The 17,458-nt window shown below is 59.6% G+C and carries 15 protein-coding genes; 9 read left to right on the top strand and 6 right to left on the bottom strand.

Going from position 1 to position 17,458, the window contains the following annotated elements:
• Positions 1-3 precede the first annotated feature (3 nt).
• The 3 genes from BLQ41_RS02375 to BLQ41_RS02365 are packed head-to-tail and all read left to right on the top strand — an operon-like array spanning position 4 to position 3,478.
• A complete protein-coding gene (locus BLQ41_RS02375) occupies positions 4-1,446 on the top strand; it encodes a PIG-L family deacetylase (protein ID WP_090176374.1) in 1,443 nt (480 codons plus the stop codon).
• The gene (locus tag BLQ41_RS02370; RefSeq protein ID WP_090176371.1) at positions 1,443-2,597 is read left to right on the top strand and encodes a glycosyltransferase family 4 protein; all 1,155 of its coding nucleotides are present in this window, start codon (positions 1,443-1,445) and stop codon (positions 2,595-2,597) included. The genes BLQ41_RS02375 and BLQ41_RS02370 overlap by 4 nt, the downstream gene beginning before the upstream one ends.
• The gene (locus tag BLQ41_RS02365) at positions 2,594-3,478 is read left to right on the top strand and encodes a glycosyltransferase (protein WP_090176369.1); all 885 of its coding nucleotides are present in this window, start codon (positions 2,594-2,596) and stop codon (positions 3,476-3,478) included. The genes BLQ41_RS02370 and BLQ41_RS02365 overlap by 4 nt, the downstream gene beginning before the upstream one ends.
• 74 nt (positions 3,479-3,552) lie before the next feature.
• Here BLQ41_RS02365 and BLQ41_RS02360 read toward each other — a convergent pair whose 3' ends face one another.
• Positions 3,553-4,776 carry an acyltransferase family protein gene (locus BLQ41_RS02360; protein WP_090176367.1) on the bottom strand — a complete coding sequence of 408 codons (1,224 nt, stop codon included), beginning with the start codon at positions 4,774-4,776 and terminating at the stop codon, positions 3,553-3,555.
• Entirely contained in the window at positions 4,776-6,638 is a 1,863-nt protein-coding gene (locus BLQ41_RS02355) for a bifunctional O-antigen ligase/aminoglycoside phosphotransferase family protein (RefSeq protein ID WP_090176364.1), read from the bottom strand. The genes BLQ41_RS02360 and BLQ41_RS02355 overlap by 1 nt, the downstream gene beginning before the upstream one ends.
• A 156-nt stretch (positions 6,639-6,794) precedes the next feature.
• On the opposite strand from BLQ41_RS02355, the gene msbA reads away from it, so the two are divergent.
• The 4 genes from msbA (at position 6,795) to hldE (ending at position 11,584) form a co-directional block, all read left to right on the top strand.
• The gene (gene msbA, locus BLQ41_RS02350; protein ID WP_090176361.1) at positions 6,795-8,597 is read left to right on the top strand and encodes a lipid A export permease/ATP-binding protein MsbA; all 1,803 of its coding nucleotides are present in this window, start codon (positions 6,795-6,797) and stop codon (positions 8,595-8,597) included.
• A gap of 157 nt (positions 8,598-8,754) precedes the next feature.
• Positions 8,755-9,459: a sulfotransferase family 2 domain-containing protein gene (locus tag BLQ41_RS02345; protein WP_090176358.1), complete on the top strand. Its 705-nt coding sequence runs from the start codon at positions 8,755-8,757 to the stop codon at positions 9,457-9,459.
• Positions 9,452-10,057 (top strand): adenylyl-sulfate kinase, encoded by a 606-nt coding sequence (gene cysC / locus BLQ41_RS02340; RefSeq protein ID WP_090176355.1) that lies wholly within the window; start codon positions 9,452-9,454, stop codon positions 10,055-10,057. Before BLQ41_RS02345 ends, cysC begins: the two co-directional genes overlap by 8 nt.
• Before the next feature lie 102 nt (positions 10,058-10,159).
• Positions 10,160-11,584: a bifunctional D-glycero-beta-D-manno-heptose-7-phosphate kinase/D-glycero-beta-D-manno-heptose 1-phosphate adenylyltransferase HldE gene (gene hldE / locus BLQ41_RS02335; RefSeq protein WP_090176352.1), complete on the top strand. Its 1,425-nt coding sequence runs from the start codon at positions 10,160-10,162 to the stop codon at positions 11,582-11,584.
• Between the two features lie 102 nt (positions 11,585-11,686).
• Here the strand turns inward: hldE and BLQ41_RS02330 are convergent, their stop codons facing one another.
• The 4 genes from BLQ41_RS02330 to BLQ41_RS02315 all read right to left on the bottom strand — a co-directional run bounded on the left by BLQ41_RS02330 (position 11,687) and on the right by BLQ41_RS02315 (position 15,143).
• On the bottom strand, positions 11,687-12,655 hold the full coding sequence (locus tag BLQ41_RS02330) for a metal ABC transporter ATPase (RefSeq protein ID WP_090176350.1): 969 nt from the start codon (positions 12,653-12,655) through the stop codon (positions 11,687-11,689).
• Between the two features lie 32 nt (positions 12,656-12,687).
• Positions 12,688-13,500, bottom strand: a complete 813-nt coding sequence (locus BLQ41_RS02325; RefSeq protein ID WP_090176347.1) for an aldo/keto reductase — start codon at positions 13,498-13,500, stop codon at positions 12,688-12,690.
• Entirely contained in the window at positions 13,497-14,672 is a 1,176-nt protein-coding gene (locus BLQ41_RS02320; RefSeq protein ID WP_090176344.1) for an NAD(P)/FAD-dependent oxidoreductase, read from the bottom strand. The genes BLQ41_RS02325 and BLQ41_RS02320 overlap by 4 nt, the downstream gene beginning before the upstream one ends.
• A 138-nt stretch (positions 14,673-14,810) precedes the next feature.
• Positions 14,811-15,143 carry a DMT family transporter gene (locus BLQ41_RS02315; RefSeq protein ID WP_090176342.1) on the bottom strand — a complete coding sequence of 111 codons (333 nt, stop codon included), beginning with the start codon at positions 15,141-15,143 and terminating at the stop codon, positions 14,811-14,813.
• Positions 15,144-15,246: 103 nt separating this feature from the next.
• On the opposite strand from BLQ41_RS02315, the gene BLQ41_RS02310 reads away from it, so the two are divergent.
• On the top strand, positions 15,247-16,149 hold the full coding sequence (locus BLQ41_RS02310) for a LysR family transcriptional regulator (RefSeq protein WP_197678914.1): 903 nt from the start codon (positions 15,247-15,249) through the stop codon (positions 16,147-16,149).
• Positions 16,150-16,160: 11 nt separating this feature from the next.
• Positions 16,161-17,435, top strand: a complete 1,275-nt coding sequence (gene waaA, locus BLQ41_RS02305; RefSeq protein WP_090176339.1) for a lipid IV(A) 3-deoxy-D-manno-octulosonic acid transferase — start codon at positions 16,161-16,163, stop codon at positions 17,433-17,435.
• Positions 17,436-17,458: the final 23 nt, after the last annotated feature.

Here is a 17,458-nt window from a genome sequence, read left to right as displayed (position 1 = left end):
CCCATGAGCCGCAAACAGCAACTGCTCAAACGCCATCGTCGCAACAAGCGCATCGGTCTGTTGATCGCACTGGTGCTGCTGATTGCCATCGGCGTGTGGGTGGCCTGGTGGTTGCCGCCGGTGTTGGCGGTGTTGGGCTGGATTGCTCACGAAGCCTGGTTCGCCGACCATTTGTTCTATTCGCCCAAAGACGATTACCAATACAGTTTTGCGCCGTACACCCAGCAGCCCAAGGTTCATCTGGACGGTGAGCGTCTACGGCTGGACGAAGGCGTCATGCTGGTCGACGACGCCACTCTGGTGCTGGCGCTGCGGATAAAAAGCACGTGGCTGGGACGCTTTATCGATCCGGTGGTCGAGTTGGCGGGCGGCGAGAGTCCCGACCGGCAAACCTTCGAACGGGGTGTCAACGGCCTGCGCTACCTGAACCTCAGCGGTCAGGCGCAGGTGCTGTCGCGAGGTGAGTTACGCCTGCGTGGGCGGTTCTGTCGATTGCTCGGCGAGCCCGTACTCTGGGCATTCGAACAACCTGATTATCGACGCCAGCGCGTGATGGTGATCGCCCCCCACGCTGACGATGCAGAGCTGGCGGCCTATGGTTTATACAGCCAGGCCGACGAAGCCTGGATTGTCACGCTCACCGCCGGTGAAATCGAAGCCGAACACTATCAACAGCTGGGCCTGAACAAGGTCGAGGCCGCACGCCTCAAGGGGCGTTTGCGTGCCTGGGACAGCATCGCGGTGCCGCGTTGGGCTGGTGTGCCTGAAGCACATTGCGTTCAGTTGGGTTATTTCTGTCTGCAGCTGGCAGCGATGCAGGCCGCGCCGGCTCAACCGGTGGCTTCGCGGGAAGCGGACCTGAGCGACACCCGAGTGTTTCGCCAGTTGAATCCATTTGCCCTGCCGGGTGATGTCGACGGCGCTGCGACCTGGAACAACCTGCTGGCCGATCTGCGCGAGCTGCTGCTGCGCGCGCGGCCTGAAGTGATTGTGTTGCCACACCCGATACTCGATCCGCACCCTGATCATATCTGCGCCCAGCAGGCGGTCCTTGAAGCATTACAGGGGCTGGAGTGGCAGCCGACGACCCTGCTTGGCTATGCCAACCATTTGCACGACAACGACCGCTGGCCAATGGGTGATGCAGGCCACGGCATCGCACTGCCTCCAGCCTTTGACTCGGTCACGCCGATGGAGCCGTGCTGCCTGCCGCTGTCGCTGGATTTGCAGCGAGATAAAGCCATGGCGCTGGGCATGATGCATGACCTGCAACCGCGCATGCCGTTCAAGCGTCGTGTACGTCGGTTGATACAGCGACTGTTGGCCCGCAGAGCACCGCCCATCTATGGCGAGAATGAGTTCTTTCGCAAGGCGGTCCGACGTCACGAGCTTTTGTGGATACTCAAGCCCACATCCACAAGCCCTACTCAGCGGGGAGAGTTATGAGTCAACGGTCAAAAGTTCTGCAGTTGCAGCCTGACTACAACGTCAAAGCCCATGATTTTGCCGACCTCGCGGAGCAGATCGTCAAGGCTCTGCCGAGCGAGCGCTATGAAGTGACCGCCGCATTCCTGCGTGGCAAGCCTGGGCCGGGCGAGGCCGTGAGTCGGGCGGACCGTTCGGTGTATTTCGAGTTCTCTGACAAGTCCCTCAAGGGCTTGCGCCTGCGAGCGATGTGGCAGCTGTACAAGTTTTGCCGCGCGGAAAAATTCGACGTGGTGATCTGCAATCGCTTCAAACCCGTGAACATGATGCTGACCCTCAACCGTTGGTTGAAAGTGCCGCTGTGCATTGGCATCTCCCACGGCTTTGGCGAGTACGACCGGTTTTACCGGCGCCGCCAGACTCAGCGCCTGATCGATCGTCACTGGCGCTTTGTCGGCGTATCGCCGGCCGTCAAACAGTACCTGCTGGACTGTGACTGCGGTTTCACCGACCAGAACACCTACGCCATCACCAACGCGATCGACATCGAGCAGGCCGAAGGCTTGCAGCACAGTCGTGAGCGCGCCCGCGAGTTGCTGGGCATCGATCCGTCGGTGCGCTTGATCGGGGCGTTGGGTCGTCTGGTGCCGGTCAAGGGCCACACCTATCTGCTGCAGGCGTTTGCCGCGCTCAAAGACAAATACCCGAACACCCAATTGGCGATCATCGGTGCCGGCCGCGAAGAGTCAAAACTGGCGGCCGAGATCGAGCGCCTGGGCCTGACCGGTCGCGCGCACCTGTTGGGCTTCAAGGAAATCGCCTTGCAGTACATTCGTGCGTTCGACGTCTGGACCATGCCGTCGCTGGCTGAAGGCCTGGGCCTGGCGCTGCTGGAAGGCATGAGCGGACACCTGCCGGTGATCGCCTCGAATGTACCGGCAATGCTGCCGCTGATCGAAGGGGCTGGCGGGTTGGCGATTACGCCGAAGGATGTGCCAAGCCTGGTCACGGCGCTGGATAACTACCTTGCACTGTCGGACGACGAACTCAAGGCCAAGGGTGAGCAGGCGTTCCATTATCTGCAAAAAGAACATGACATCGAGGTGTTCCGCCAGGAATACCTGAACCTGATCGAATCCGGCCTTGAACAGGCTCGCAAGGAACAACCATGAGCGACGCGCAACCTCTCGTAACCGTCATCATCGCGTCGTATAACCACGCTCCCTACATCGAGGAAAGTATCCTCAGCGTTCTCAATCAGACCTATAAGAACATCGAGCTGCTGGTAATCGATGATGGTTCCAAGGACGACAGTGTCGAGCGCATCAAGGTATTGCAGGAGAAATACGGCTTCGATTTCCGGGTTCAACAGAACCAGGGGCTGACCAATACGCTCAACGGCGCCATTGCACGTTCGAATGGCAGCCTGATCGTGCCATTCGGCTCCGACGACATCATGTTGCCCGAGCGCATTGCGACTCAAGTGGCGTATATGGATGGCAAGCCCGAGGTCGGCATCTGCGCTGGCAATATCGAGCTGATCGACGCCGACGGTAATTTGTACCCGGAGAAACGCCAGCGCCGTGATGTGCCGTTTCGGCGCCTGGACTTCGATGACATGTTCCTGGAGCGCAAGCCCTATCCTCCTGCCCCGACCCTGATGATCCGTCGGGAGGCGCTGGAAAAGGTGGGCGGGTTTGATCCGAACATTCGACTGGAAGACTTGTTGATCGAACTGAAGGTGACCCGTGCCGGGTACTTCATCGATGGCCTGAATGTATTGATGGCGCGCTATCGCAAGCACCCCACCAATTCCTACAAGAACCACCGCTTCATGGTCGACAATATCCTGCGCTCCTACGCGCTATTCAGCGATCATCCGCTGTACGACGAGGTGCGCTACAAGTTCCTCAGTTCAATGTTTCTCAAGACCTCAAACCGCGATCGCAAGTTGGCCCGCGAACTGCTGGCCCAGATCCCGTTCAAAGCCTGGAACAAGAAGACCTGGCGTGGCCTCGGGCGGCTGTACTTCTCGCCGCTGGAAAAAGACTAAGGTCTTGACGCAGTATTTTAAACAGCTGGCGAAGCCTGCATTCGGCTGCGCCAGCTGCTAGAGGGTGGTTGAGATCAGCGAGCGATCTTTTCAGTCAGGCCCTTGTCAGCCTTCCTGCTTCTGCCTTGCCGCAACCGCTGCAAGACTTGCTTGCCTGCGTTGATGCCCGGCTGTTCGATGTACAGGAACGTCAGGCTGCTGATGACGATCAACAGGCAGCTGCACACGGCCAGCAGCGTCAGAAAGGTTGAAGTGTCGCGGGCATCCAGTTCCAGCATATGCGGCAGTCGCTGCACCAATACCCAAAGCACGAACCCGTGCAGCAAATAGGTGCTGTAGCTGATTTCCCCGAGCCAGCGGATGCTGCGCGGTTTCAATATGCCGAACAGGTTGTTTCCGGACGCCACGATCACGAAAAACAGCGACATGAGCAGCAATGGCCTAAGGTTGAAGGCGCGGTTGAATGCCGTGAATGCAATGGCCAATGCCAGTAATGCGACAATGCCCGCCATTCGTGTCTGACTCCAGGCCACCAGTTGTGGCCGGCGGATCCAGTACGCGGCGCCGATGCCGCCGAGGAAGCTCGCCAGGAAGTGTTTTTTCAGCGAATGTTCCCAGCCGACCACTTGGTAAAGGGCGTAGATGCCGATTAGGCACAGCACCACTTGCACCCAGGTTCCGCGATAGATAAACACCATGGCAGCGAGCGGCAGGGCGAGGTAGAAAAACACCTCATAGCCCAAGGTCCAGGTGACGTTGGAGATCAACATGCCGGTCTGGTGATACTGGTTGACGTCCGGTCTGTCGAAGGTCAGCCAGGCCAGGATCTGTCCGAGCAGACGGATGCCGGGTTCCTTGAGTTCCCAGTTCTGCTGATAAAACACCGTGACAAACACGATCAGCATCAGCGGCAGGTACAGCGGGTAGAGGCGAAACAGGCGCGACACGGCAAAGGCCAGCCAATCGTGTTGACGTCCCTGGGTGAGCAATCGGTTCCAGAACAGGAAGCCGGTGATCATGAAAAACAGCGCGACGCTGCCTTGGCCGAGTTGTGCGTAAAAATTGCTCGGCGGAAAATCGATCACACCGGTGCGCAGGAAGATCCAGGTGATGATGGAATGGTGAACGAACACGCCGAACGCCAGATAGCCGCGTAACCCATCGATGCTGGCGTAGCGGCTTTCGCCGGAATGCTCCAGGTGACGAGCTATTTTCGGGACGGCGCGCAACAACAGGGCGGCGGTTACGATGGCCAGCAGATAGGCTGCCAGCGCAATGAGTGGGTTGGTTTCAGTCATCAATGAGCCCGAGCCGGGATACTCCCGGCCAGCACTTGCCTGTGCAGGTTGTCGACAGCGGATTTTGACGCCGTCATGGCATATCCCTGGAGCAATGCTTCGAAGTGATCTTCGAACAACCAGCGTCGATCCACCGTGTAGCGTTGCATGTGGCGCAAATTACGCTGACGCAGTGACAGGCTCAAGGATGAAGGGTAGATGCGCAGGTCGGCGACGTCGATCAGGCCGAACTCGCCATCCTCAAGCACCAACACATTGCCCAGGTGCAGCGAGCGGAAATACACACCTTGCTCATGCAGTTGAGCCATGAACTTGCCGAACCGCTCCACCAGTGCCTGACGCACTGCCGGTGCTGTAATGCCTTGCATCACCTGACGCAAGGTATTGCCCGGGAGTGGCAAATAGTGCACGGCGCTGCTGCCATCCTGGAGCCGGTAGAGGTCAAGAATTTTCGGGGTGGGAATCCCCATGTCGCGCAATTGTTCGCTATTGACGGCAAAGCGTTCGGAATACGGGTTGAAACTGCCCGAGGTGTACCAGCGGCGGCGACGGAACAGCTTGAGGAAACTGCCATCAACCAGCCGCAGGACTTTAGGGCCCAAGCCATCTTCTTCGATGATCTGTGCATCGACGGTCAGCTGTTGCTGGGCGCTCGACGTCATCGTCTTTATCGGAAGAGTCAGCAGGCGCCTGGCGCGCTGATTGATGCTCAGGGCGGCGATCAGTGCCAACGGAATCCACAGCAGGAACCAGTGCTCCTTGGGTCGCGAAATGATTCCGCCACCTTCGGTCAAACCCGCGCCAATGCCGAATACCAGCCAGGTCGAGGCGATGATCAGCAGTGGTTGCACCCGTTGCCGCCAACTGCTCAACAGTCCCCAGGCCTGGAAAAACAACCATGGCAGAAGACCGAGAATACCCACGTAATAGAGCACGCCCAAAGTGAAGCTATGAGGTTCTTGCAGGCTATAGCCGACACCGGGGTCGACAGTCAGGCTGGCATTGTAACCATGACCAATCCACGGATGATCGGCGATTTTGTTGAGCACTATCTGCCAGATTTCGAAACGATAAGAGTCGCCGCGCTCGATGATCATCTGTGAAAACAGCACGGTTACGGTTGCCCCGCTGACGAGTAGCGCGCCAAGCAAGACCATGGACCGGCGACCCCAACAGATGAAACTCAGCCACAACGAGGCCATGGTCAGTGCAACCAGCGGGGTTCTGGAGCCGGTCGCAATGACGGCGGCGAACATCACGGCCATCGCCGGGATGCTCAGCCAGAGCACCTGCTTACGCTTGCAAGTCATGCTCAAACTCAGCCAATACGCACAGAAAAATCCGAATACGTGAGAGCTGAGCAAAGGATTGTCGAACGCACCTCCACCGATCAGGCGCAGCCCTGGCTCGTAAATGCGATAAAACATGAATAAGTAGTAGGCCGTGCCGATCAGGCCCACTATCGCGGCGCAGAACAACAGTGGCTGAATGATTTCGCTGCGATAACGCACCAGCAAATAACATCCTGCGAACAACAACAATGTATGCAGCGGTGGCTTGAATTCGCCGAAGAAGCTTGTGCTATCAGGGCTCCAGCACAAACTCAGCAGTGCCCAAGCGGCGAACACCAGCGCTGCAATGAAGATCGGTTCGCGCAGCAGTTCCTTGAATACACGAGGCCGCAGACAAAGGGCGATCAGTGCCGGAATGCTGAACAGTCCATAAAAAAGCTTGTGGTGCAAACTTCGGCCCGGCAGGAAAAACAGCGCGCACAGGAGCAGAAAATAGCCAATGGGAAGAATCCAGAGGCAAATGAAATCGAAAACTCGATTGGACACGCTGTTTAAACCGCTGAGCTGCATGCTGAAAGATTCAATCCTGAAGTTGATCGGCCATTTCGGGGTGATGGCTATTTGATGCTGAAAAATACGTCTAACAATAACAGCCTTTGTGCGATTGCCAGAACCCTGAGGAAGCTGTGCTAAAGTCAGCGTCCTTTTTATCGACATTCGCGTGATATGACCGACTCCAGTCTCTCCGCAAGCCCTTCGAGCTTGAAAATCTACTTCCGCCTGCTCGGCTATGTCCGGCCGTACATCAGTCTGTTTCTGATCAGCATCGTCGGTTTTCTGATTTTCGCTTCGACGCAGCCGATGCTTGGCTACATCCTCAAGTATTTCGTCGACGGTTTGTCCAACCCCGAGGCGGCACTGTTTCCAACCGTGCCTTACCTGCGTGATCTGCAACTGCTGCAGGCCGTGCCGTTGCTGATCATCCTGATTGCCGCATGGCAGGGACTGGGATCTTATCTGGGCAACTACTTTCTGGCCAAGGTTTCCCTCGGGCTGGTGCATGACTTGCGTGTGCAGCTGTTCAATAACCTGCTGGTTTTGCCCAATCGGTATTTCGACAAGCATAACTCGGGTCATTTGATTTCGCGTATCACCTTCAACGTGACGATGGTCACCGGGGCGGCCACAGATGCGATCAAGGTCGTAATCCGTGAAGGCATGACGGTGATCTTCCTGTTCGCTTCGCTGCTGTTCATGAACTGGCGCCTGACGCTGGTCATGGTGGCCATCCTGCCGTTGATCGCCGTGATGGTGCGCACCGCCAGCAAGAAATTCCGCAAGCAGAGCAAGAAAATCCAGTTGGCCATGGGCGACGTGACGCATGTGGCGTCGGAAACCATCCAGGGTTATCGCGTGGTGCGCAGCTTCGGTGGCGAAGTCTACGAAGAAAAGCGTTTCTTCGAAGCCAGTCAGGGCAACACCGACAAGCAACTGCGCATGACCCGTACCGGTGCCATCTACACACCGTTGCTGCAATTGGTGATCTACACCGCGATGGCGGTGCTGATGTTCCTGGTGCTGTACCTGCGCGGTGATGCGTCGGCGGGCGATATGGTTGCCTATATCACTCTGGCCGGCCTGTTGCCCAAGCCGATCCGCCAATTGTCCGAAGTCAGTTCGACCATCCAGAAAGGCGTGGCCGGTGCCGAGAGCATCTTCGAGCAACTGGACGTCGCGCCTGAAGTCGATACCGGTACCGTCGAGCGTGATGCCGTCAGCGGTCGGCTGGACGTGCGTCACCTGAGCTTCACCTATCCCGACACCGAGCGCCAGGTGCTCGATGACATCAGCTTCTCGGTTGAGCCGGGGCAAATGGTGGCGTTGGTTGGTCGATCGGGCAGCGGCAAGTCGACGCTGGCCAACCTGATTCCGCGCTTCTATCACCACGACAAGGGCGAGATCCTGATCGACGGTGTTGAAGTGGAGCAGTACAAACTGCTGAACCTGCGCAAGCACATCGCCCAGGTGACCCAGCACGTCACGCTGTTCAGTGACACCGTGGCCAACAACATTGCCTATGGCGATCTGGCTGGCGCGCCCCGTGAAGACATTGAAAAAGCGGCTCGGGATGCCTATGCGATGGACTTTATCGCGCAACTGCCCGAAGGCCTGGACACCCAGGTCGGCGAGAACGGCGTGCTGCTTTCCGGCGGTCAGCGCCAGCGTCTGGCAATTGCTCGTGCCCTGTTGAAGAACGCGCCATTGCTGATTCTGGACGAGGCCACTTCGGCCCTCGATACAGAATCGGAGCGTCACATTCAGGCAGCACTGGATCAGGTCATGAAAGGCCGGACCACGCTGGTGATCGCGCATCGGTTGTCGACCATCGAGAAGGCGGACCTGATTCTGGTGATGGACCAGGGGCGGATCGTCGAGCGCGGCACCCATGCCGAGCTCCTGGCGCACAATGGTTACTACGCCCGACTCAATGCCATGGGCCTCGATGCCCCGGCCGAAGACATCGCCTGACAATCGCTCACCGGGCGTGCAATGCGCCCGGTGATTTGTATCCAGACCTTTACCCTTCTTGACCAAACCTGAATAAAACTGTGTACCGCGCTTGCTAAGGTTCCTGAACGAATCTTGACTTCAACGAGAGGGTCAACCCTTTCGCGCGGGTACTGCCATGTTTCAACGTTATCTCTGGAAAATCTTACCCAAGCCGCAACGGGCCTTCTTGCTGGGGCGTCTGTCGGTGGTGGACCGTCAGGCGGTGAACAAGTCGATGTCGGCCAACCTGCGTTTCCCCCGGGCCTTCGAGCAGCATGCTTGTCTGTTCATCCACGTCCCTAAATGCGCCGGGAGCAGCGTCTGTGCGGCGATATTCGATAACTGGAGCCCGGGGCACTTGCCGTTGTACTGGTACGAGCAGCAATTTCCCCAGCAGTATGCCGCCAGCTTCAAGTTCGCCTTCGTTCGTGATCCACTGGAAAGGGCCTACTCGGCCTACGCTTTTTTGCGAGGCAATGTGCTGGGGCCGCGTGATCACGCAGCGCAGCAACTGGTCAGCCACTACCGCGACTTCGATGATTTTGTCGGTCGCTGGCTGCACCCGGAAACCATCAGCCGGCAATTGCACTTCGCCGCGCAGACGGACTTTGTCACCGACTCCCTGGGGCATCTAGCCCTGGATTTCGTTGGTTATCAGGAACACCTGGAACGTGACTTTCAGCTGGTTTGCGAGCGGTTGGGTCAGTCGGTGGCATTGCCTCACCTCAACGCCTCACAGCAACGACTTGCAACGCCGGCCCGGGATTTCTGCACGGCGCGCACACGCCGGCTGGTGCGGCGAGCGTATCAACGTGACTACGAATTGCTCGGCTATGAATGAGTCGCCGTCGATGCCCGTTTCCGGCATCAGGCCCTACCAATTGTCGCTGACCCGGGAGGCCCGCGCTTCAATCAAATCCCAGCGTCCGCGTTGCCTGTGGCTGACGGGGTTGTCCGGGGCGGGAAAGTCGACGCTGGCCAATGCCCTTGAACTGCAACTCAATCAGCGTGGGCTGCACACGTTTCTGCTCGATGGCGACAACCTGCGCAATGGTCTGTGCCGTGATCTGGGGATGGGCACTGAGTGTCGCCGCGAAAACATCCGACGCATGGCCGAGGTAGCGCGGCTGATGGTCGACGCCGGACTGATTGTGATCGTCGCCGCCATTTCGCCGTTTCGCGCCGAACGCGAGACCGCGCGGCGATTGTTCGCCGAGGGCGATTTCATTGAGGTATATGTGAGCACCCCGTTTGCGGTGTGCGCGCAACGTGACCCTAAAGGGCTGTATCAAGCCGCATGGGAGGGGCGAATCAAGGATTTCACCGGTATCGATAGCCCGTACGAGGCGCCGCTGTCTGCCGAGTGCGAGATCGACACCGAAAAACGGGCGCTGGCAGACGCTTGCTTGCAGTTATCGTCATTTCTGCTCAATAAATGACCAGGATTTCGTGTCGAATCATCCCGTTGCAGCCGTCGCGCAAGCCAGTGCCCACCCTGTGGTAATATCGCGCCCCTGTTCATTTTGTATGTGGGTTGCTCCATGAAGTTGTCCATGCCGCGATTCGATCAAGCCCCTGTCTTGGTGGTCGGCGATGTCATGCTCGACCGTTACTGGCATGGTGGTACCTCACGGATTTCCCCTGAGGCACCGGTGCCGGTGGTCAAGGTCGAGCAAATCGAGGACCGCCCCGGCGGTGCCGCCAACGTTGCGTTGAACATTGCCGCCCTCGGTGCTCCGGCCTCGCTGGTCGGCGTGACCGGCGACGACGAAGCAGCCGACAGTCTGGCCAATAGTCTCAAGGGCGCTGGCGTTCGCGCCTTGTTCCAGCGCATCGCGCACCAGCCGACCATCGTCAAGCTGCGGGTCATGAGCCGTCACCAGCAACTGCTGCGTATCGACTTTGAAGAACCTTTCGCCACCGACGCCCTGGCGCTGGGCGAGCAAGTCGACGAATTGCTCGAAGGCATCAAGGTGCTGGTGCTGTCGGACTACGGCAAAGGCGCGCTGAAAAACCATCAGGTGCTGATCCAGGCCGCGCGTGCCCGTGGCATTCCGGTGCTGGCCGATCCCAAGGGCAAGGACTTCTCGATTTATCGGGGCGCGAGCCTGATCACCCCGAACCTCAGCGAATTCGAAACCATCGTCGGCGGTTGCGCCGATGAGCACGAGCTGGTGAGCAAAGGCGCGCAGCTGATGCACGACCTCGACCTCGGCGCATTGCTGGTGACCCGTGGCGAACACGGCATGACCTTGCTGCGTCCGGATCATCCGGCGCTGCACCTGCCGGCCCGTGCCCGTGAAGTGTTCGACGTGACCGGTGCCGGCGACACGGTGATTTCCACCCTGGCGGCAGCGATTGCAGCGGGTGAAGAACTGCCTCACGCGGTGGCTCTGGCCAACCTGGCGGCGGGCATCGTGGTCGGCAAACTCGGTACGGCGGCCATCAGCGCGCCGGAGTTGCGTCGTGCCATTCAGCGTGAAGAGGGTTCCGAGCGCGGTGTGCTGGGCCTGGAGCAGTTGCTGCTGGCGGTCGCCGATGCGCGTGCGCATAAAGAGAAGATCGTGTTCACCAACGGTTGTTTCGACATCCTGCATGCCGGCCACGTAACGTATCTTGAGCAGGCTCGGGCCCAGGGCGATCGTCTGATCGTCGCGGTCAACGACGATGCGTCAGTGAGCCGCTTGAAAGGGCCCGGTCGTCCGATCAACAGCGTCGACCGTCGCATGGCCGTACTGGCTGGTCTCGGCGCGGTGGACTGGGTAATCAGCTTCCCTGAAGGCACCCCGGAAAACCTGCTGCGCGAGGTCAAGCCGGATGTGTTGGTCAAGGGCGGTGATTACGGAATCGACCAGGTGGTCGGCGCGGACATCGTGACCGCTTACGGCGGGACTGTGAAAGTGCTTGGGCTGGTTGCAAACAGCTCTACGACTGCAATAGTCGAGAAAATCCGCAAGTCCGAGTGAAGCCATACGAGATCGCAGCCTCGTTTCACTCGACAGCTCCTACATTGAAATGCGATTTCCTGTAGGAGCTGTCGAGTGAAACGAGGCTGCGATCTTTTGCTTTCAGGAGCTGACTTTCTTGCGCGGCACAATCTTCTTCAGTAATAGCTTCGCCTTCCCGCGCAACCTCGCCAGGCCAGAATCCTTCCCCGGCGGGCTCAATCCTTGCTGCCGCACCCAATCCTTCCAGCGAATCCGCTCATCACGCACCAGCCAGCCTTCCTGCTGGGCAAAGCTCTCTGCCAGATACAACCCGCGCGTACTCGCCGGGTACAGCTGATCCTTTTTCAAGGTATACAGCTCGGCCATCGGCTGGCCGTCCTGCAGAGGCATCAGGTACAAATCGGGGCGCTTGCGATCGAGTCGGGCCACCAGTTGATCACCCTCCAGTCGTTCATCGACATGGAACAGGCTCAGGGATTTGGCTTCCTTGGGCACGTCCAGGCGCAAGTCATAGATCAATTGCAACGAAGCCGTCGGCAAATGCACATAGGCACGCGGACGTTCGATCAACTGCATCTTGGCGCAACGCACCGGCCGCGCGGAGCCGGACAACGGCGTCAGGCGAAAGGGCAATGCTTCGCGGTAATGCAGCGCGGACGAGTAGGGCGCCGGCAACCACGTGTCGTTGAAGCGTCCACCGAGCCAGCCTTCCGGGGTTTCTAGCAGGCACTCTTCGGCGATCTCCTGGATCGCCGTGTGCAGCGGCAGGTTCAGTTCATGGGCCGGCACGTAACCAGAGATCAGCTTGAGCACCACGTCGCCACGGTCTTGCCGACGCTGACGCACCAATACCCAGTAATCGCGATTTTGCCAATGCAGGGTCAGGCGCACCGAGACCCCGAGGTTGGCCAGTTCCAGCGCAAAACGCTGAGCGTCGGTTACCGTCACCGGGCGGCGACGTTGCAGGGTCTGGGAAAAATTGAGCGGCATCCCGACGCTCTGATAACTCAGGCCTTCGGGAGTCGCTTCGACGTACAACGGCAGGGTCTTGAAGTTGCTCGGGTTCTTTCTAATGAGCGTACGCGGCATGTCGGCTCCTGCTTAAGGCCGCGTGGGCGGCATCAGTTTCTACGAAGGACCTGGGCAACGGTCGCGACGTTGTGGGCGAGGTGCAGCGGATTAATGGTCCCGACAATAGCACTGGCAACGCCGGGATGTTCAAACAACAACTCGAAGCTGGCGCGCACCGGGTCGACACCCGGGCTCAGGCAGACGTGACCGCTGGCGAGGGCTTTCTTGACCAGAATGGCTTTGCCGTGAGCAGCAGCATAGTCAATGACCGGCTTCTCGTTCTGATCGTTCAGATTGTAGGTGACCATGGCGCAATCACCTTGTTCCAGAGCCTTCAAACCGCCTTCGACGGTTTTGCCGGAAAAGCCGAAGCCGCGAATCTTGCCTTCGGCCTTGAGTGCGGCGAGGGTCGCATAGACCTCGCTGTCATTGAGGATCGCCAGGTCGTTGCCGTCGGAGTGCACGAGCACCAGGTCGATGAAGTCCGTTTCCAGGCGTTGCAGACTGCGTTCGACTGACAGTCGGGTATGCGCGGCGCTGAAGTCGTGGCTCGACTGGCCGTCGCTAAACTCTTCGCCGACCTTGCTGACGATCACCCAATCCTGACGCTGGCCGCGCAACAACGGACCGAGACGTTCTTCGCTGCGGCCATAGGCCGGGGCCGTGTCGATCAGGTTGATGCCCATGTTGTGCGCAAGCTTGAGCAGCATGCGCGCTTCGTCGTCATCGGGAATCTGGAAGCCGCTAGGGTATTTCACACCTTGATCACGGCCGAGTTTGACCGTGCCCAGGCCCAGCGGCGAAACCAGCAGGCCGGTGCTGCCCAGTGGGCGATGCAATTCGTGCAGGGTCGGTTGGCTCATGGCAACAGTTGCTCCCAGGCGGGGATGCCCATCGGTGGTTTTGGCAGATCGGGTAGCGGCGCCGCGGGGCCGGGTTGAATGCCGTCACGCGCAAGGCTTGCGATCACCCGGTCGGCGAAGTCCGGCGCCAGTGCCAGTTTGGTTGGCCAGCCCACCAGCAGTCGACCTTCTTCAGCCACAAATGCGTTGTCGGGGCGGGTCAGTCCTGATTGCAGCGGCTCGGCGCGGTCTACGCGCAAGGTCGCCCATTGCACTGTGCTCAGGTCGATCCATGGCAGCAACTGGCCAAGTTCTTTCTGCGCGGTGGCGATTTGTTCGGCGGGTTCGCGGGCGACACCTTCGGCTTCCGCGATATCGCCGCCCAAATACCAGACCCATTGGCCATCGGCCGCCGGGTGGGTGGTCACGGTGATGCGCGGCTTGGTGCCGCCGCCCAGGCAATGGGCGTACAGCGGTTTGAGGCTCGGGCCTTTGGCGATGATCATGTGCAGCGGCCGGCGCTGCATGGCGGGCTGGCTCAGGCCCAGTGCTTCGAGCAGCGCCGCGGTGCCGCCACCGGCGCTGAGCACGATGCGCTGCGCACGGATCTCGCGCTCATCGACCTTCAGACCCACCAGAACGCCGTCCTCCAGCAACGGTTCAATCGTCTGGCCGGCGAGCAAGCCGTCCCCCGCCAAGTCGGCGAGGCGCTGGATCAGGCTCGGCACGTCGATCACCAATTCTGCCAGTCGATAGACTTTGCCCTTGAAGCGCTTGTCTTGCAGGGCCGGCGGTAATTGGTCGCCCTTGACCTGATCGACACGGCCGCGCACGGCTTTGCTGGCGAAGAAACTGGTGAGGTTGCCGGCGATGGTGCCGGGGGACCAGAGGTAATGGGCTTCGGATAACAGGCGCACGCCGGACAGGTCCAGCTCGCCGTCGCCGGCCAACGCTTCACGCCAGCGGCGCGGCATGTCGGCAATGGCTTCCGAGGCGCCGGTCAGGGCGCCATGCAACGCGTATTTGGCGCCGCCGTGGATGATGCCCTGGGACTTCACGCTCTGTCCGCCGCCGAGGCTGGCACTTTCCACCAGCACGGTCGAAAAACCCTGGCGGCGCATGCGCGCATTCAGCCAGAGGCCGGCGACACCAGCGCCGACAATCAGAACGTCGGTGGAAATAACGGATGGCATGCAGCGACCTCAGTGTTCAAGACGAGGGCGCAGTATACAGACTCGAAGATTGGAGGTTTTGCTGGCGATCAATCGATGGCCTGGTCCAAATCCATTGTGGGAGCGGGGTTTCTCCCACAATGGAATGCGCTTCGAACCTTAATGGCCGGCGGTTTTGGAGAAGAGCTGGATCACGACGACACCCAATACGATCAGCGCCATCCCCAGCATCGCTGGTACATCCAGCTTCTGGCCGTAGATAAACAGCGCTGCCACGCTGACCATCACGATCCCCAGGCCGGCCCACACTGCGTAGGCAACGCCCACCGGAACGCTGCGTACCACCAGGGTCAACATCCAGAAGGCAATGCCGTAGCCGACAATCACCAGAATCAGCGGCAACGGGGTGCTCAAGCCTTTGACGGCTTTCATCGAAACGGTCGCGATCACTTCGGCGCAGATGGCAATGGCCAGGTAGTAGTAAGCGGTCATGGGTGCATCCTCGTGTGAAGTGTTGCTTTCTGAGGTCGGCATTCTAGAGATTCCCCAGATGCGGTAAAGTCATTACCTATCTGTTCTGAAGATGGGTTGTCTCATGAGCATGCAATGGAATCTGGAGCAGCTGCGGCTGTTTGTCAGCGTAGCGGAGCAGCGTTCGTTTTCGGCGGTAGCGCGGGATCAACGCAAGGCGCAATCGGCGGTCAGCAGTTCGATTGCGCAACTGGAGGACGACCTTGGCGTGAGCCTGTTCGACCGCAGCAGTGGTCGTCAGCCCAAACTCACCGAAGCCGGCAACGCCTTGCTGGAAGAGGCGCGCGAAGTGCTGCGTCAATGTGAACGCCTCAATGGTCGGGCGTTGGCGATGATGCGCGGCCAGGAGGCACGTCTGCGCGTGGCTCAGGATGAGGCGATGCCCTACCAGCCGATCATCGAAAGCTTTGAAGCCCTGGCGGAAAAATTTCCAAGCCTTGAAGTGCAACTGACCAGCGCAGCCCAAGGTGATGTGGCACGCAAACTGGTGGAGCGCCGGGCCGATCTGGGCTTGCTGTTTTATCACGATCAGATACCCGAAGCCCTTGAGCGGCGAGTGCTGGGCAGTGTTGAGATGGTGACCGTGTGCGGTGTCGGACATCCGTTGGCCAGGCAGAAGCAGATTGATTGTCAGCAAATGGCGCAGCATCGACAGCTGCTGATGTCTACGCAGTCCAGCGTCTACCCCGGCAGTGAGCCGGCCAGTCCGCAGGTCTGGCGGGCCGATAGCTTCTACGTCATGGCGGAATGGCTGGTGCGCGGCCTCGGCTGGGCCTGGCTGCCACGACACGTGGTGCAATACCCGGCCTATCAGGGCCTGATGGTCGAACTGGACAGCGAATGGACTCCGCCGGCGCTGGTAGTGGAGTTGGTCTGGCGCCGTGACGAACCCCTTGGCCCGGCGGCGCGTTGGTTGGCGGAACGTTTTGCCGTGCACTTGCAGGCGATCGGTCAAAAAAGCCGATAAACTCCGCCGCCATGAATAGAACTCTCTACACCGCGCTGTTTTACCTGGGGCTGCCACTGGTAGCGATTCGGCTGTGGCTGCGCTCGCGCAAGGCGCCTGCGTATGCCAAACGCATTGGCGAGCGATTCTCCTTTGGCCTGCCGGCGATGAAGCCGGGCGGCATTTGGGTGCACGCGGTGTCCGTGGGTGAAAGCATTGCCGCGGCGCCGATGATTCGCGCCTTGCTGCAGCGTTATCCGCAGCTGCCGATTACCGTGACCTGCATGACCCCAACCGGGTCCGAGCGCATCCACGCGCTGTTCGCCAACGAACCGCGCATCCAGCACTGTTATTTGCCTTACGACTTGCCGTGCGCCGCCAAGCGATTTCTCGATCGGGTCCGGCCGACACTGGCGGTGATCATGGAAACCGAACTGTGGCCAAACCACATTCATCAGTGCGCCAAGCGCGGCATTCCGGTGGCGCTGGCCAACGCGCGACTGTCCGAGCGTTCGGCCAGGGGCTATGGCCGCTTCAACAAACTGACTCAACCGATGCTTGCCGAGATGAGTCTGTTTGCGGTGCAGACCGAAGCCGAGGCCCAGCGCTTCCGTGACTTGGGCGCGCGTCCCGAAACGGTGGAAGTGACCGGTTCGATCAAGTTCGACCTGACCATCGACCCTGCACTGCTTCAGCGTGCCGCCGAACTGCGGGCTCAATGGCAGGCGCAGGAACGTCCGGTGTGGATCGCTGCAAGCACTCACGAAGGTGAAGACGAAGTGGTGCTGGCGGCCCATCGTCAGTTGCTCGCCAATCATCCCGATACGTTGCTGATTCTGGTGCCACGTCATCCGGAGCGATTCAATTCGGTGTTCGAGTTGTGCCGGCAACAGGGGTTTGCCACGGTGCGTCGTTCCGCTGGCGAACCGGTCACCGCCGGTACGTCGGTATTGCTGGGCGACACCATGGGCGAGTTGCTGTTTCTGTATGCGCTGGCAGACAGCGCGTTTGTCGGCGGCAGTCTGGTGCCAAACGGCGGGCATAACCTGCTGGAGCCGGCGGCGCTCGCCAAGCCGGTGCTGAGTGGGCCGCACCTGTTCAACTTCCTCGAAATCGCCGCGCAATTGCGCAGCGCCGGGGCGTTACAGGAAGTGGAAGATGCCGAAGGTCTGGCGCTGGCAGTGCAGCGATTGTTCGAACTGCCGCGCGATGCGCAGCGGATGGCGGAGGCAGGGTTGAAGGTGATGCGCACCAATCAGGGGGCGTTGCAGCGATTGCTGGATGGGTTGGGGCGGCTGATCGATTGATTGATCGGGTCGTCTGAAACAAA

It is taken from the genome of Pseudomonas arsenicoxydans (assembly GCF_900103875.1).
GTDB classification, from domain to species: Bacteria; Pseudomonadota; Gammaproteobacteria; order Pseudomonadales; family Pseudomonadaceae; genus Aquipseudomonas; species Aquipseudomonas arsenicoxydans.
This window is presented reverse-complemented; position numbering and strand designations above follow the sequence as displayed.

What these genes read in the sequence shown, in the direction of transcription:
- BLQ41_RS02375 (WP_090176374.1), top strand. Translation starts at nt 4, where the DNA reads ATGAGCCGCAAACAGCAACTGCTCAAACGCCATCGTCGCAACAAGCGC.
- BLQ41_RS02370 (WP_090176371.1), top strand. Translation starts at nt 1,443, where the DNA reads ATGAGTCAACGGTCAAAAGTTCTGCAGTTGCAGCCTGACTACAACGTC.
- BLQ41_RS02365 (WP_090176369.1), top strand. Translation starts at nt 2,594, where the DNA reads ATGAGCGACGCGCAACCTCTCGTAACCGTCATCATCGCGTCGTATAAC.
- BLQ41_RS02360 (WP_090176367.1), bottom strand. Translation starts at nt 4,776, where the DNA reads ATGACTGAAACCAACCCACTCATTGCGCTGGCAGCCTATCTGCTGGCC.
- BLQ41_RS02355 (WP_090176364.1), bottom strand. Translation starts at nt 6,638, where the DNA reads ATGCAGCTCAGCGGTTTAAACAGCGTGTCCAATCGAGTTTTCGATTTC.
- msbA (WP_090176361.1), top strand. Translation starts at nt 6,795, where the DNA reads ATGACCGACTCCAGTCTCTCCGCAAGCCCTTCGAGCTTGAAAATCTAC.
- BLQ41_RS02345 (WP_090176358.1), top strand. Translation starts at nt 8,755, where the DNA reads ATGTTTCAACGTTATCTCTGGAAAATCTTACCCAAGCCGCAACGGGCC.
- cysC (WP_090176355.1), top strand. Translation starts at nt 9,452, where the DNA reads ATGAATGAGTCGCCGTCGATGCCCGTTTCCGGCATCAGGCCCTACCAA.
- hldE (WP_090176352.1), top strand. Translation starts at nt 10,160, where the DNA reads ATGAAGTTGTCCATGCCGCGATTCGATCAAGCCCCTGTCTTGGTGGTC.
- BLQ41_RS02330 (WP_090176350.1), bottom strand. Translation starts at nt 12,655, where the DNA reads ATGCCGCGTACGCTCATTAGAAAGAACCCGAGCAACTTCAAGACCCTG.
- BLQ41_RS02325 (WP_090176347.1), bottom strand. Translation starts at nt 13,500, where the DNA reads ATGAGCCAACCGACCCTGCACGAATTGCATCGCCCACTGGGCAGCACC.
- BLQ41_RS02320 (WP_090176344.1), bottom strand. Translation starts at nt 14,672, where the DNA reads ATGCCATCCGTTATTTCCACCGACGTTCTGATTGTCGGCGCTGGTGTC.
- BLQ41_RS02315 (WP_090176342.1), bottom strand. Translation starts at nt 15,143, where the DNA reads ATGACCGCTTACTACTACCTGGCCATTGCCATCTGCGCCGAAGTGATC.
- BLQ41_RS02310 (WP_197678914.1), top strand. Translation starts at nt 15,247, where the DNA reads ATGAGCATGCAATGGAATCTGGAGCAGCTGCGGCTGTTTGTCAGCGTA.
- waaA (WP_090176339.1), top strand. Translation starts at nt 16,161, where the DNA reads ATGAATAGAACTCTCTACACCGCGCTGTTTTACCTGGGGCTGCCACTG.